This is a genomic window from Phaeobacter sp. SYSU ZJ3003 (assembly GCF_041300735.1).
In the GTDB taxonomy this organism is placed as follows: domain Bacteria; phylum Pseudomonadota; class Alphaproteobacteria; order Rhodobacterales; family Rhodobacteraceae; genus Phycobacter; species Phycobacter gallaeciensis_A.
This window is the reverse complement of the sequence record NZ_PXNU01000039.1, coordinates 1-14883: the sequence shown is the minus strand read 5'-3', so window position 1 is coordinate 14883 and position 14883 is coordinate 1. Positions and strand designations below refer to the sequence as shown.

Annotated in this window: 11 protein-coding genes and 3 tRNA genes; 4 read left to right on the top strand and 10 right to left on the bottom strand. The window is 62.0% G+C overall.

Annotated features, from left to right (window positions below; all coding sequences use genetic code 11):
- Positions 1–73 precede the first annotated feature (73 nt).
- The 3 genes from C6W91_RS14725 to C6W91_RS14715 all read right to left on the bottom strand — a co-directional run bounded on the left by C6W91_RS14725 (position 74) and on the right by C6W91_RS14715 (position 5218).
- Positions 74–2575 carry a penicillin-binding protein 1A gene (locus C6W91_RS14725; protein WP_274837231.1) on the bottom strand — a complete coding sequence of 834 codons (2502 nt, stop codon included), beginning with the start codon at positions 2573–2575 and terminating at the stop codon, positions 74–76.
- Between the two features lie 201 nt (positions 2576–2776).
- A complete protein-coding gene (locus tag C6W91_RS14720) occupies positions 2777–3997 on the bottom strand; it encodes an N-acetylmuramoyl-L-alanine amidase (RefSeq protein ID WP_274837232.1) in 1221 nt (406 codons plus the stop codon).
- A gap of 78 nt (positions 3998–4075) precedes the next feature.
- Complete coding sequence (locus tag C6W91_RS14715; RefSeq protein ID WP_370570979.1) at positions 4076–5218, bottom strand: pyridoxal phosphate-dependent aminotransferase; 1143 nt, start codon at positions 5216–5218, stop codon at positions 4076–4078.
- Here C6W91_RS14715 and C6W91_RS14710 point away from each other — a divergent pair.
- Both C6W91_RS14710 and C6W91_RS14705 read left to right on the top strand, forming a co-directional pair.
- On the top strand, positions 5217–6596 hold the full coding sequence (locus tag C6W91_RS14710; RefSeq protein WP_274836499.1) for a M48 family metalloprotease: 1380 nt from the start codon (positions 5217–5219) through the stop codon (positions 6594–6596). The genes C6W91_RS14715 and C6W91_RS14710 overlap by 2 nt on opposite strands.
- Complete coding sequence (locus tag C6W91_RS14705) at positions 6593–7357, top strand: DsbA family protein (RefSeq protein WP_274836496.1); 765 nt, start codon at positions 6593–6595, stop codon at positions 7355–7357. Before C6W91_RS14710 ends, C6W91_RS14705 begins: the two co-directional genes overlap by 4 nt.
- Before the next feature lie 109 nt (positions 7358–7466).
- Here the strand turns inward: C6W91_RS14705 and ispG are convergent, their stop codons facing one another.
- The 3 genes from ispG to hemA all read right to left on the bottom strand — a co-directional run bounded on the left by ispG (position 7467) and on the right by hemA (position 11259).
- Positions 7467–8591 (bottom strand): flavodoxin-dependent (E)-4-hydroxy-3-methylbut-2-enyl-diphosphate synthase, encoded by a 1125-nt coding sequence (gene ispG / locus C6W91_RS14700; protein WP_065270615.1) that lies wholly within the window; start codon positions 8589–8591, stop codon positions 7467–7469.
- A 103-nt stretch (positions 8592–8694) separates the two neighbouring features.
- A complete protein-coding gene (locus C6W91_RS14695; protein WP_274828942.1) occupies positions 8695–9906 on the bottom strand; it encodes a helix-turn-helix domain-containing protein in 1212 nt (403 codons plus the stop codon).
- A gap of 129 nt (positions 9907–10035) precedes the next feature.
- Complete coding sequence (gene hemA / locus C6W91_RS14690) at positions 10036–11259, bottom strand: 5-aminolevulinate synthase (protein ID WP_274838992.1); 1224 nt, start codon at positions 11257–11259, stop codon at positions 10036–10038.
- 385 nt (positions 11260–11644) lie between these two features.
- Here hemA and C6W91_RS14685 point away from each other — a divergent pair, with 385 nt between their 5' ends.
- Together C6W91_RS14685 and C6W91_RS14680 are read left to right on the top strand one after the other, a co-directional pair.
- Complete coding sequence (locus tag C6W91_RS14685; RefSeq protein ID WP_274837234.1) at positions 11645–13036, top strand: M20/M25/M40 family metallo-hydrolase; 1392 nt, start codon at positions 11645–11647, stop codon at positions 13034–13036.
- A gap of 100 nt (positions 13037–13136) precedes the next feature.
- Positions 13137–14015, top strand: coding sequence for an alpha/beta fold hydrolase (locus tag C6W91_RS14680; RefSeq protein ID WP_274837235.1), 879 nt, complete (start codon positions 13137–13139; stop codon positions 14013–14015).
- Between the two features lie 136 nt (positions 14016–14151).
- Here C6W91_RS14680 and C6W91_RS14675 read toward each other — a convergent pair whose 3' ends face one another.
- The 4 genes from C6W91_RS14675 to C6W91_RS14660 all read right to left on the bottom strand — a co-directional run bounded on the left by C6W91_RS14675 (position 14152) and on the right by C6W91_RS14660 (position 14804).
- Positions 14152–14376, bottom strand: coding sequence for an RND transporter (locus C6W91_RS14675; protein WP_274837236.1), 225 nt, complete (start codon positions 14374–14376; stop codon positions 14152–14154).
- Positions 14377–14417: 41 nt separating this feature from the next.
- Positions 14418–14494 (bottom strand) — tRNA-Asp (locus tag C6W91_RS14670).
- 75 nt (positions 14495–14569) lie between these two features.
- Positions 14570–14646: transfer RNA gene (locus tag C6W91_RS14665), tRNA-Asp, on the bottom strand.
- 81 nt (positions 14647–14727) lie between these two features.
- Positions 14728–14804 (bottom strand) — tRNA-Asp (locus C6W91_RS14660).
- Positions 14805–14883 lie beyond the last annotated feature (79 nt).

Genomic DNA, 14883 nt, shown 5'->3' with positions numbered 1-14883 from the left:
AGGCGGCCGACAATCGCACCCCGCGCGCAATACCCCCGTCAAAGCCGGTGCCCGCAAAGACACAGGCGGGCGGTCAGTAAAGGCCGCCCGAACTGATGGTGCCAAAGCTGGCCTTTGGCCCCAGAACCGCGGTTCCACCGCTTGAGGTGGTAACCTTGCGCCCGGATTGTTCGACCTCTTCGATCAACGGCAGGCTGGATCCCATGGCAAAGCCGCCATCGAAGGTCATGCCAAAGATCGGCTCAGCCCCGTCGCGGAAGTATTCCGCCACCACATAGGCACCCGAAGCATCATCCGGCAAAGGCGCGCCGGTATAGCGGTCGATCTTGATGAAATGGCCGCCTTCGGGCACTTCGAAGGGACCGCCGCCGAATTTCTCGACAGCCTTGGTCATGAACTGCTGGAACACCGGCCCGCACATGGTGCCGCCATAGGCGCCACGTCCCATCGGGCGGGGCTGGTCAAAGCCCATGTAGCAACCCGCAACGATATTGGAGGTGAAGCCGACGAACCAGACATCGCGCGAATCGTTGGTGGTGCCGGTTTTGCCCGCGGTGGGCACCGGCAGGTTGATCACGCTAGAGGCGGTGCCGCGGTCGACAACCCCCTTCATCATCGAGGTCAGCTGATAGGCGGTGATCGGATCCATCACCTGTTCGCGGTCGGCAACGATACGCGGTGCCCGTCCAGGCTCCAAGGAAGCCACGGCGCAATCGACGCAGTCGCGGTCATCGTGGCGGTAGATCGTCTTGCCAAAGCGATCCTGAATGCGGTCCACCAGGGTCGGCTGCACCCGCTGGCCGCCATTGGCGAACATCGCATAGGCTGCAACCATCTTGTAGAGCGTGGTTTCCTCGGCCCCCAGCGAGTTGGCCAGATAGGTGCCCATATTGTCATAGACGCCAAAGCGTTCCGCATAGCCCGCGACCACCGGCATGCCGACCTCTTGCGCCAGTCGGATGGTCATCAGGTTCCGGCTCATCTCGATCCCGGTGCGCAGCGGCGTCGGACCGTAGAACTTGTTGCTGGAATTCTTGGGCCGCCACAGACCTTGCGGCGTGTTGATCTCGATCGGGGCGTCGACGATGATGGTCGCCGGGCTGTATCCACTGTCCAGCGCCGCCGCATAGACGAAAGGTTTGAAGCTGGACCCAGGCTGTCGCTGCGCCTGGGTGGCGCGATTGAACACCGAATGCTGATAGGAGAACCCGCCCTGCATCGCCAGAACGCGGCCGGTGTTGACGTCCATTGCAACGAAACCGCCCTGCACTTCGGGGACCTGCCGCAGCGACCAATGGCTAAAGGCATCGTCTTTCATCTCGGCGCGGACCAGCACCACGTCTCCGCGGGTGAAGTTGTCCTTGAAATTGCCCTTCATCCACTTGATGTCAGAGCGCGGCACGCTGCCGGTTTCGGCAACGCCTTCTACGCCAACGGTAAGCGACTGATCGGCCACTGTCAGCACCACGGCAGGCAGCCATTTGCCACCCAAGTCGATGTCGCGGGACACATCGGCTTGTCCCAGCGCCTCGCGCCAGGTCTCTTCGGAGGCGAGTTCCTCTTCGGTGAGAGCTACCCCTGTGCCCTTCCAGATCCCACGCGAACGGTCATATTTCTCCAGACCTTTGCGCATGGCCAGCGCGGCCTCTGTCTGCATTTCCTCGTCGATGGTGGCGCGCACGGTGAAACCACCGGTAAAGAACTCGCCTTCCCCAAAGTCCTGCGACAGCTGGCGGCGGATTTCATCGGTGAAATAATCGCGCGGCGGCAGAGCGGTACGGAAGCTTTCGAAATCGCCATTCTGGACCGAGCGCAGCGGCTGTTCGACCTCCACCTTGTAGACGTCTTCAGAGATATAGCCGTTCTCGTACATCTCGCGCAGAACGTAGTTGCGCCGGGCAAGCAGCCGGTCCTTGCGCCGAACCGGGTGATAATCTGACGGCGCCTTGGGCATGGAGGCCAGCGTGGCAGCTTCGTGCGGGGCCAATTCGCCAAGGGTCTTGTTGAAATAGGTCTGCGAGGCCGCCGCGACCCCGTAAGAATTCTGACCCAGGAAAATCTCGTTCAGATAGAGCTCAAGAATTCGGTCCTTGTCGAGCGTTTCCTCAAGCCGGGTGGCGAGGATGATTTCCTTGATCTTGCGCTCGGCCTTACGGTCACCGGACAGAAGAAAGTTCTTCATCACCTGCTGGGTAATGGTCGAGGCACCGCGCACGTTGGACCCGCGCGAGCGAACCGCTTCAATCGCGGCGGCAGCAATACCACGGGCATCATAGCCGGCGTGGGAATAGAAATTCTTGTCTTCGGCAGAGATGAAGGCCTGCTTCACCAGCGCCGGGATCTCGTGCGACGGGGTGAACAGGCGGCGTTCTTCGGCGAATTCGTCGATCAGCTGTCCTTCGCCCGAATAGATCCGGCTGATGGTCGGGGGCTGGTATTGCGCCAGGGATTCGTGGCTGGGCAGGTCGCGCCCATACATCCAGAAGACCGCGCCAATGGTCAGTGCAACCACCGCCACGCCAAGCGTGATGGTACTGAAAATGGAGCCGAAGAAGGATAGAATGAACCTGAGCACGGAATAAAGCCTCTCTCGCACGGTCCCGCCTATATAGGAGCCCCTGTTACCGGGGTCAAAACGGGAAGCGGCGAATATATGCCGCTGGTGTCAGGAAAACCATAGAGGATTCGGGGCTGCAGCGACAGGTGCTGTCGCAACCAGTGGGTCAGTCGGCACCTGCGCGCCGATCCCCATGGGCGCCTTTTTCCTGCTTTCCGGCTACTGGCGTACCAGCGGGCGCAGCGCATCATCGCGGATACGCCATTCGATCAGGCCAGACAGAACACCGCGCGCCGCCTGGGCGCGCCACTCCGGGTCCTTCAGGTTCTTCAGATCGCGGGCGCTGGACAGGAAGCCGATTTCGATCAGGACCGACGGGATATCCGCCGATTTCAGCACCGAAAATCCGGCCGAGCGCATGGGCCGCCGGTTGAGCGGTCCGCCCTGCTCCGCCAGCCCTTCGACGATGGCGCGCGCCAGCGCCTCGCTGCGTGGCTGGGTTTCCTGCCGGGCAAGATCCAGCAGCACATCCGTCACCAGATCATCCGCCGCGCTAAGGTCTGTCCCAGACAATAGATCCGACCGGTCGTGCCGCTCGGCCAGGGTGGCCGATGCCTTGTCCGAAGCCTCTTTCGACAGGGTATAGATGGTCGATCCCCGCGCGCCGCCTTCGGAGAGGGAATCCGCGTGCAGTGAGATGAACAGATCCGCTCCGGCCTGATGCGCCAGCGCAATCCGGCGCTCCAGCGATACGAAGTAATCCCCATCACGGGTCAGCTGCACCGAAAACTGGCCCGAGCGCACCAGCATTTCACCGAGTTCGAAGGCAAATTGCAGCATCAGGGTCTTTTCATCGAGGCCGCCCTCGACCTGCGCACCGGGATCGATGCCGCCATGCCCCGGGTCCAGCACCACCAGCAGCGGCGCATTGTCATCACGCGGAGCAGCCGGTGTCAGCGGCTCGGGCGCGGGCAGGTCCCAGCGCCGGTCCTGCGGGGCGCCAGCACTGGCGGCAAACTGTTCGGCATCTGTTTTGTCCAGCGTGACCGACAGGATCGCGCCCGCTGTCACCGGATCAACCTCCATCCCAGCAGCACTAACCTGCATCGGTCCGACCAGCGCCAGAACCATGCGCGACCAGCCCGGCACATAGGTTCCGAACTGCACATCGCGCAGGTTTTCGCCTTGGATCAGGTTCTCCCGGCGCAGCCCCGTCCAGTCCACCTCCTGAAAGTCGAGCACCAGACGCGGAGGGTTGTCGAGCGTGAAAAGGCGGTAGGGCACCCCCTGACTAAGGTGCAGATCAATCTCTGCCCCCTGCCCCGCGTCCCTGATGCGGCTCTGCTCGGCATCAATGCGCGCGAGCCCGGAAAACCCCTGCGCCATAGCCGCGCCGCCCAGAAACAGCGCCGCGATGATCGCCAATATCCTGCCTGTCATCCTGTTCCTGCCCATTCTGTTTTGCTTCTGACCAGCGGGTGTTTGCACCCACCGCCCCCATCGCCTTTGACGGGGACCTTAACGGTTTTCCATGAAACTGCGCAGACGCGACAGCCCTTCTTCGATATCGGCGGTGGAGCGCGCATAAGAGAACCGCAGCGTTGTGGCGCCCCGGACCGGATCGAAATCCAGCCCCGGCGTCACCGCAACCCCGGCCTTTTCCAGAATTTCGGCGGCAAATGCACGGCTGTCCTGCGTCAGCTCCGACACATCCGCGTAGACGTAGAATGCCCCGTCCGGCGGTGCGATCTTGCTGAAACCCGCCTTGGGCAGCCCCTCCAGCATTAGTTGCCGGTTGCGGGCATAGACCGCCAGGTTTGCCTGCAGTTCCTCCTCGCAATCCATCGCGGCCAGCGCCGCCACCTGGCTTGCGTGCGGCGCGCAGATGAACATGTTCTGAGCCAGACGTTCCACCACCCGCACATGATCCTCAGGCACCACCATCCAGCCAACGCGCCAGCCAGTCATCGAGAAATACTTGGAGAAGGAGTTGATCACATAGGCATCATTGGTCAGCTCCAGAGCGGTGACCGCTTTGGCCTCATATTCGATCCCGTGGTAAATCTCATCCGAGATGAAGGCTGCGCCAGCCTCTTGCGTCGCGCCGATCAGCGCCGCCATGGCATCGCGGTTCAGCATCGTGCCGGTCGGGTTCGCCGGAGAGGCCACCATCAGCCCGGCGAGATCAAGCCCGGAAAGATCGCTTGGCACCGGCTGAAGGCGGTTTTCCGCTGCCGTTTCAATATCCACCGGCGTTAGCCCCAGTGCATGCAGGATCTGCCGGTAGGACGGATAGCCCGGCACGCCGATGCCGACCCTGTCACCGCTGTCAAAGAGCGCCGTGAAGGCCAGCAGGAACGCCCCGGACGAGCCGGAGGTCACCACCACGCGCCCGGGATCCAGATCCACGTTATACCATTCGCCATACATGCGTGCGATACGTTCGCGCAGCGCCGGAATCCCCAGCGCCACGGTATATCCCAGCGCATCGTTTTCAAGCGCCCTGACCAGCGCTTGCTGCGCCGCCTCCGGCGCCCCGGTCGAAGGCTGGCCGACCTCCATGTGAATGATACGGCGCCCGGCCTCTTCGGCCTTGCGGGCGGCCTCCATGACATCCATCACAATAAACGGATCGACCTCTGAGCGGGTTGAGTTTCGCATGATGTTCTCCCATGGTGCGCGCATGACTTTTGACCGTTTCTCTCGTCTGGCGTCAATCCCGGCTCTGGTGTTTTGCCTGCTGGCCTATGCGGCGACGGCTGTGCAGGCGGCATCGATCACCCTGTTGCGGGACGCAGATGTGGAACAGGCGCTGAACCGGCTTGCGGCGCCGGTTCTGCAGGCGGCGGGGCTCAATGCGCGGCGCACCAAGATCCTTGTGGTCAACGAGTCCAGCTACAACGCCTTTGTTTTGGATAACCGCACGATTTTCGTGCATTACGGCCTGATCCTCAAGTCCGACAGCCCCGAGATGCTGCAGGCCGTTTTGGCCCATGAAGCAGCCCATATCGCAAACGGCCATCTGGCCCGGCGGATGCAGAACATGCGTTCGGCCGGAAGTGCCGCCGGGCTGGGCATGGCGCTGGCGGTTCTGGCCGCCGCTGCGGGCGCTGGAAGCGAGGCTTCGACCGGGATCGCTATCGGCACGCAAAGTTCGGCCCTGCGCGGCTTCCTGTCACACACCCGCGCCGAGGAAGCTTCGGCCGACCGCTCGGCGGCGGGGTATCTGAGCCGCGCCGGCGTCAATCCGCAGGGGCTGGTTGATCTGCACCAGACATTTGCCGGACAAGAAGTGCTGAGCGCGCAGCATCAGGACCCCTACATGCGCTCGCATCCACTCAGCCGCGACCGCATCCGCGCGGCGCAGGCCTATGTCGCCAGCCACGGCACCGACATCGCGACCGACCCAGCGGCCGAGTATTGGTTCGCCCGGCTGCGCGGCAAGCTGTCTGCCTTTGTCCGCTCTCCGAAGTGGACGCTGCGGCGCGCAAGCAGCGAGAGCCACAAGGATGTCCGGCTCATGCGGGAGGCGATCGCCTATCACCGGCTCAACAATCGCAAGAAGGCGCTGACCGCCATAAACGGCGCCATCGCGCTGCGCCCCAAGGATCCGTTTTATCACGATCTCAAAGGTCAGATCCTGATGGAAAACCGCGACTGGAATGCCGCGCTTTCCAGTTACGGGCAGGCGGTCGCGCTGGCCCCCTCGGACCCGCTGGTTCTGGCCAGTTATGGCCGGGCGCAACTTGCTGCCGGGCAGCCCCGGGCCGCGCTCAAATCGCTGGAAAAATCCCGCGGCATCGATTTTCGCAACACGGTGCTGCTGCGGGACATGGCGCAGGCCTATGCCAAAACCAAACAGACCGGGCTTGCCGCGCTGGTGACAGCGGAACGCTATGCCCTGCAGGGGCGTCTGGACGACGCCGGTCTGCATGCCAAACGCGCCACCGCGCTTTTGCCCACCGGATCGCCAGCCTGGCGCCGGGCGCAAGACGTGCTGGTGGCCTATGAGAAAACACAGAAAAGGAAACGAAAATGATCCGTGTTACACGTGCAGCAGCAGGTGCTGCCACTGCTCTTGCGCTGCTTGGCGCCCCCGCGCAGGCGCTGGACCTTTCGAACATGAGCGCCGCCGAACGCGAGGCGTTTGGCGCTCAGGTGCGCGAATACCTGATGGAAAACCCTGAGGTGATCCTTGAGGCCGTGAACCTGCTGGAGCAGCGTCAGGCCGCCGCCGAAGCCACCCGCGATCAGGCGCTGGTGGCCGACAACCTGCAGGAGTTGGAAAACGACGGCTATTCCTGGGTCGGTGGCAACCCCGAGGGCGACATCACCCTGGTCGAGTTCATGGACTATCGCTGTGGTTATTGCCGCCGCGCCGCGCCCGAGGTGGCGGAGCTGCTTGCCAAGGATGGCAACATCCGCTGGGTGGTGAAGGAATTCCCGATCCTGGGCGAAGCCTCGGTGCTGTCGTCGCGCTTTGCTGTTGCAACCAAACAGCTGGCTGGCGACGCTGCCTACAAATCCGTGCACGAAGCCCTGATGGAAATGACTGGCGAGCCGGGCGAAGTTGCCCTGCGCCGTCTGGCCGACGGGCTTGATCTGGATGCCGACGCCATCCTCGCCCATATGGATTCCGAGGACGTCACCCGCGAATTGCGCCAGACCCGCGATCTGGCCCAGCGTCTGTCGATCTCCGGCACGCCGACGTTTGTTTTGGGCGGGGAACTGCTGCGCGGCTACCTGCCTGCCGATCAGATGGAAGCCCTGGTGGCGGAGAACCGCAAGAACCGCGGCTGACCCGCGCTGCGGCTTCGGCCCGAGCCATCATGGTGAAACGCAAAACGGGGCGCCCTTGGCGCCCCGTTTTTGTTAGTCCTGCATATTGCACCGGTATCGGGCTCTCTGCTTATTCAGCGGCGGCTGCCTCAGCCGCGTTGATTTCTGCAGCCTTCTGTTCGACCTGTTCAACGATATGGTCGACCATCTCTTCATTGCTCATCTTGTGGCTGGCCTTGCCCGCCAGATAAACCATCCCGGCCCCGGCCCCGCCGCCGGTGAAGCCAACATCGGTCATCAGCGCCTCACCCGGACCATTCACGACGCAGCCGATGATCGACAGGCTCATCGGGGTGTGAATATGAGCCAGACGCTCTTCGAGCGCTTCGACCGTCTTGATCACGTCAAACCCCTGCCGCGCGCAGGAGGGGCAGGAGATGATATTGACGCCCCGGTGGCGCAAGCCCAGAGATTTCAGGATCTCAAAGCCGACCTTCACCTCTTCGACCGGATCCGCAGAGAGGCTGACGCGCAGGGTATCACCAATGCCCATCCACAAAAGCTGCCCCAGACCGATGGCCGATTTGATGGTGCCGGAGACAAAGCCCCCTGCCTCGGTAATCCCAAGGTGGATCGGCGCATCCGTCGCCTCGGCCAGTTGCTGATAAGCGGCTGCCGACATGAAGACATCAGAGGCCTTCACTGAAATCTTGAACTCGTGGAAATCGTGATCCTGCAGGATGCGGATATGATCGAGACCGCTTTCGACCATCGCTTCGGGGCAAGGCTCACCGTATTTGTCGAGCAGGTGCTTTTCCAATGAGCCGGCGTTGACGCCAATCCGGATCGAACAATTGTGGTCGCGGGCGGCCTTGATCACTTCGGCGACGCGTTTTTCATCGCCGATATTGCCGGGATTGATGCGCAGACAGGCGGCGCCTGCCTCGGCTGCCTCAATCCCGCGTTTGTAGTGGAAATGGATATCCGCAACGATGGGCACCGGGCTTTCGCGCACGATTTCCTTCAGTGCCTTGGACGAAGCCTCATCCGGGACAGAGACGCGCACCAGATCCGCGCCCGCCTCCGCGGCGGCCTGCACCTGGGCGATGGTCGCGGCGACATCGGTGGTCAGCGTATTGGTCATGGTCTGCACCGCGATGGGCGCATCCCCGCCAATCGGCACGTTCCCTACATGGATCTGGCGGCTCTTGCGGCGCTCGATATGGCGCCAGGGTCGAATGTGATTCAGCGACATGCGGTCCGTCCCCTATGGTCCTGCTGCTCAGCCGGTAGATACGTGCTGCGGGCCGCGTCTGCAATGGCAGGCGCGGTCAGACACAGTAAAAGCGGAAAAAGGATCAGTCCTGTGCGCTGTCGACCTGCAGCTGCGCCACCAGGGTCGCAAGGGCGCGGTTGCGGTCATCCTCAAGATCGGCGACCTCGAACCGGCCCGAAATCGCATCCGGGGACAGATCGACATTCTTGGTTACCCGTCCACGCTGGCCCACGGGACCAAAATGCTGTCCATTGACCGCGAAATAGATGCCGCTGCTTTCCCCGGTCTTCAGGGTCGGCGCAACTTCGGTCAGGGGAATCTCGAACCGGTCGCCCGGCTCCATGATCCCTTCGAAGATGACGCTGCCATCCGCGGCGGTCACCTCGACCCATGCCGGACGTACGGCAAGCATTTCCGCGCTCGGCGCCACCTCTTCGACGACCTGCGGTACCGTCAGCTGCTGCCCGGCGATGTCCGCAGGCAGGCTGGCCTCGGCCAATTGGATGGATGGCAGATCGGGTTCGGCAAAGTTGCCAAAGGTGCGCGGATCAAGCGTTGCAATCGGCGCGTCCCGGGCTTCGAGAACCGGAATATCCAGCGCCTGGGGGCGATAGAGCCGGTCCAGCGCCGCTGCCGCAGGATCCGTATCCGCATTCGCCAGGTTCAGCTGCGCGCCTTCCAGCGGGTCCACATCCGCCAGCACAAGCGGCGTCTGATCGACCGGTGCGAACTGCACCTGCTGCACTTCTTTCAGGATGCTCCAGCCACCGTAGCCGATGCCAGTGATCAGCGCCGCCAGCACCATCAGCGATCCGATGGCGCGTGGCTCCACATGACTGAACAGACCACCCGCAGAGGGGGCAAAGGGCGTGTTGGGCGAGGTGAACGGGTCGCTGCCCAGCCCACTGGCATTTGCCGCTTGTGCACCGGGTGCAGCCTTTGCCTTTCGCACCGAGGCCTCGGCCGACATGCCGTGGGCAACCGTAAAGCCGCTTTCGCGGCAGAAGGTCTCAAACGCCTCTTCGGGATCCATGTTCAGATAGCGCGCGTAAGAGCGCACATACCCGGCGATGAAGCCGGGCGTGTCAAAAACTGAAGGATCGGAATTTTCAATCGCAGCGATGTAAGACGCCTTGATGCGCAACTCTCGTTGCACATCAAGCAGGGATTTCCCCATGGTTGCGCGCTCGCCGCGCATCATGTCGCCAAGCCGCAGCTCAAAGTCGTCAAAACTTTTGGGCGCGGATGGCTCACCCTGCTCTTTTGATTTGCGCTGAGTAAGGCGCCCGATCATGCCTGCTGTCCCATCTTTACCTGCCGCAACCGGATTTTGATGTCTGCAGAATCACCCTAACGACTCAAGCTGACCAATCCGTTGATGAAACGATAACACACTCAACAGTTTTGAACACAGAACTGTGCACTACCCGGCCAATTCGGCGCGATTCAGCGCACAATGCGACCAAAGACCGTCCATTGCCTTGACCAAAGCGTCGATTTCCAGCGGCCCATGCACCGGCGACGGGGTAAACCGCAGCCGTTCGGTGCCGCGCGGGACTGTGGGGAAGTTGATCGGCTGAACGTAAATGCCGAAATCCGACAGCAGCATATCGCTCAACTTCTTGGTGTGAACCGGGTCGCCGACGATGACCGGCACGATGTGGCTGCCGTGATCGATGATCGGTAGGCCCAGCCCCTTTAGGCGCATTTTCAGGATCTTTGCCTGTTCCTGATGCTTCTCGCGCAGCTCGGGCGCGGTTTTCAGGAAAGCCACCGAGGCCGCCGCCCCGGCTGCAACCGTCGGGGCCAGCGAGGTGGTGAAGATAAAGCCGGGTGCATAAGAACGGATGGCGTCGCACATCTTGGCCGAAGCCGCGATATAACCACCCATCACGCCAAATGCCTTGGCCAGGGTTCCATTGATGATGTCGATACGGTCTGCCAGACCGTCGCGCTCAGCCACACCGCCGCCGCGCGGGCCGTACATCCCCACCGCATGCACTTCGTCGAGATAGGTCAGCGCGCCAAATTCATCGGCCAGATCGCAGATCTCTTCGATGGGACCGAAATCGCCATCCATGGAGTAGATCGATTCGAAGGCAATCAGCTTGGGCGCCTCCGGATCGTCTGCTTCCAGCAGTTCGCGCAGATGAGCCACGTCATTGTGCCGGAAGATACGCTTGGCACCGCCGTTGCGGCGCACGCCTTCGATCATCGAAGCATGGTTCAACGCATCGGAATAGATGATCAGACCGGGAAACAGCTTGGGCAGGGTCGAAAGCGTTGCGTCATTGGCCACATAGGCCGAGGTGAACAGCAAGGATGCCTCCTTACCGTGCAGATCCGCCAGTTCAGCCTCAAGGCGTTTGTGATAGACGGTGGTGCCCGAGATGTTGCGGGTTCCGCCGGAGCCTGCGCCAGTTGCATCGATCGCCTCGTGCATCGCGGCCAGAACCACCGGGTGCTGCCCCATGCCAAGGTAATCGTTACCGCACCAGACGGTGATATCGCTTTCGCTGCCATCGGGACGGGTCCAGACCGCATGCGGGAACTGTCCGTTCTTCCGTTCGATATCGATGAAGGTCCGGTAGCGGCCTTCTTCGTGAAGGCTTTCAATCGCTGCGTCGAGTTTCGCGGTATAGTCCACCGGCATCTCCATAGCTGTAAGTCTGGCACCCAGGGCGCTGGCGCGAAGGCAGTCCCATTCACATTTATGAATAACTACCCTAGACGCCGATTTTGATCAACTGCTTACGCAAAAGGCATGTTGCGCAACATTGATGCAGGTCAAATAGACCTAAGCAACTGAGCCCACAACCCGGCGCGGGCGGCTATTTCCTGACAATTGCGTGGCACGCGGCGCTGAAAGGCGCCGGGCATAGAGGATCGGAAACTCTGGAAAATACCTGCATGGACAGCCGGCTATGGCGGTTCATCCCCTCGTCCAGCTTCCCCACTGGCGCCTCTTTGACGGCGCTGCTACGGTCCGCGACAAATCATCACAAACCATAATCAGAACGCAGGAGTGAGACATGTCATTGAATGAAGTGCTGGACCGGATCGACGCCGATGTGAACGCAGCAACGGACCGGCTGCTGGACCTTCTGCGGATCCAGTCCGTCTCGACCGACCCGGCCTACAAGGCAGAATGCGAAAAGGCGGCTGACTGGCTGGTGGCAGATCTCAAATCCATCGGCATCGACGCCGAAAAGCGCGTAACCCCCGGTCACCCTATGGTGGTGGGCCACGTGGGGCAGGAAAACAAGGACGCGCCGCATGTCCTGTTCTACGGCCACTATGACGTGCAGCCGGTCGATCCGCTGAACCTGTGGAAGACACCGCCGTTCGAGCCGCAGCTGGAAGAGACAGAAAACGGCACCGTCATCCGGGGCCGTGGCGCATCCGACGACAAGGGCCAGTTGATGACCTTTGTCGAGGCTTGCCGTGCCTGGCAGGCGATCCACGGCTCCCTGCCCTGCCGCATCACCTTCTTCTTCGAAGGCGAAGAGGAATCGGGGTCGCCGTCGCTGGTGCCCTTCATGAAAGAACACGCCGAAGAGCTGAAAGCGGATATCGCGCTGATCTGTGACACCTCCATGGTGTCGCGCGGCGTGCCCTCCATCGCCTCGCAGCTGCGCGGGATGCTGAAGGATGAATTCACCCTGGTCGGCCCGCGCATCGACCTGCATTCCGGCCACTATGGCGGCCCGGGCCTCAACCCGCTGCGCGAAATCAGCCGCATCGTCGCCTCTTTCTATGACGAGGACACCGGCAAGATCGCCGTCGAAGGCTTCTATGAGGGCGTGAAAGAGGTGCCCGAGGACCAGATGCGCCAGTGGGAAGGCTGCGGCTTTGACGCAGACGACTACCTTGGCAACGCCGGATACACTCAGGCCCATGGAGAAAAGGACCGCAGCATCCTAGAGCAGCAATGGGCGCGCCCGACGCTGGAAGTCAACGGCCTGTGGGGCGGCTATAACGGCGCCGGATCGAAAACCGTGATCCCCTCCGAAGCGCATTGCAAGATCACCTGCCGTCTGGTGGGGGACATGGACCCCGACGCGTTGCGCGTGAAAATCCGCAAGCATATCGAAGATCGCCTGAAACCCGACTGCAAGGTGGTCTGGGACAACGATCTGGAAGGGTCGCGCGCTTCGGTGATGGATATCACCCGCCCCGAATTCACCGCCGCCCGCGGCGCGCTGAGCGACGAATGGGAGCGCGAGGCGGTCTTCTGCGGCATGGGCGGATCGATCCCGATCGCGGGCTTTTTCAAATCCATCCTCGGCATGGAATCGATGCTGATCGGGTTTGCCAATGAAGATGACGCGATCCATTCGCCGAACGAGAAATACGACCTCAAGAGCTTTCACAAAGGCATCCGCTCCTGGGCGCGGGTTCTGGAGGCACTGACCAAGTCGTAAGGGGCCAAGATAGGGGAGCGGCGGCTCCCCGCCATGCCCGACCCTGTGGGCCGGGCATCCCTCATTCAGGGAAGTCACACCACTCAGGGAGGTCAGGTGGATGGCCACAGAAATCGAAACAGGCCGCGCCGAGGTGAACGGCCAAACGATTGCCTACACCCGACAAGGCAGCGGACCTGCCGTTCTGCTGCTGCATGGGTTCCCGCAAACCCGCGCCATGTGGGATGCCGTGGCACCACGCCTTGCCGAACAGTTCACCGTGGTGACCGCCGATCTGCGCGGTTATGGCGACAGCAGTAAGCCAGACGATATGGCCGCGATGAGCTTTCGCGAGATGGGCGCCGATCAGGTGGCCCTGATGCGCTCACTCGGCCATGAGAGCTTTCACCTCGTCGGCCATGACCGCGGCGCGCGTACAGCACACCGGATGGCGCTTGATAGCCCAAACGCCATCGCTAGCCTAACGGTGATGGACATCGTCCCCACCCACCTGCTGCTGGCCGATCTGCATCAGGAGGTCGCCCGCGCTTACTACCATTGGTTCTTCCTCGCGCAGCCCGCCCCTTTTCCTGAACGGATGATCGGGGCGGACCCTGATTACTATTTTGAAAGCTGCCTGTTGGGCTGGGGCGGCGCGACGCTGGAGGATTTCCCGGCCGAGGCGCTGGAGGCCTACCGCCAGAGCTGGCGTGATCCGGCCTGCATCCATGCGATGTGCAACGATTACCGCGCCGCAATCGATGTGGATTTCGCGCTAGATGCCGCTGATCTGGACCGTCAGGTCTCCTGCCCCGCGCTGGTCCTTTATGGCGCCACCGGCGCAATGGCGAAACAATACGATGTGGACGCAACCTGGGCGCCCCGCCTAGCCAACATGGGCGCTGCGGCCATTCCGGGCGGGCATTTCTTCGTGGACCAGCACCCATCGGAAACCGCGGAAGCGCTCCTGGACTTTCTCAGTGAACAACCAGCGTTCTGACACCCGGTGGTCTTGGCGCCGATGGTGTCGGCTACATGGGCACTGAGCCTGTGCAGACTCTCGCGGCCTTGGCCGATGATAGAAGGCACAGCGCGGCCACCCACCCTTACTGCCAATACCCCGCTCTGCAGGCAGTCTACCCCTTGCGTGCGCGCAGGTCTCTTGCGGCCTTGAGCACCAACAGCACCAAGGGGGTTCCGTGCATCAGTAGATCGAACCAGTCGAGGGCGCGCTGCAATTCGCCTGCAAACAGCATCCTGAGCTTTTCCCACAGGTGCGGTTCGGGGAAGAAAGGCGCCAGCCCCAGAAGCAGTGCGACAATGATCGCAGTCGTCCAGTCGATGGAATCCAGCAGTTTCATGACGCTCGCACCTGGTCCTGATTTTTCGAGGAAAAAGGAAGTGGCGCGGTTGACGGGGCTCGAACCCGCGACCCCCGGCGTGACAGGCCGGTACTCTAACCAGCTGAGCTACAACCGCGCATGGCCTATATAAGGCGTTCCGACCGGTCCCATTTCGGGAATTCCCATTGTCACATGGGACCAGACGTATGAGTGGCGCGGTTGACGGGGCTCGAACCCGCGACCCCCGGCGTGACAGGCCGGTACTCTAACCAGCTGAGCTACAACCGCGCATGGATCTCATATCATCTGCCTTTCGGCATCCCCCATCCGGAGCGGACCCTGGTATTGCCCAAGGCGGGCAGGCAGCAGTGGCGCGGTTGACGGGGCTCGAACCCGCGACCCCCGGCGTGACAGGCCGGTACTCTAACCAGCTGAGCTACAACCGCGCATGGATCTCATATCATCTGCCTTTCGGCATCCCCCATCCGGAGCGGACCCTGGTATTGCCCAAGGCGGGCAGGCAGC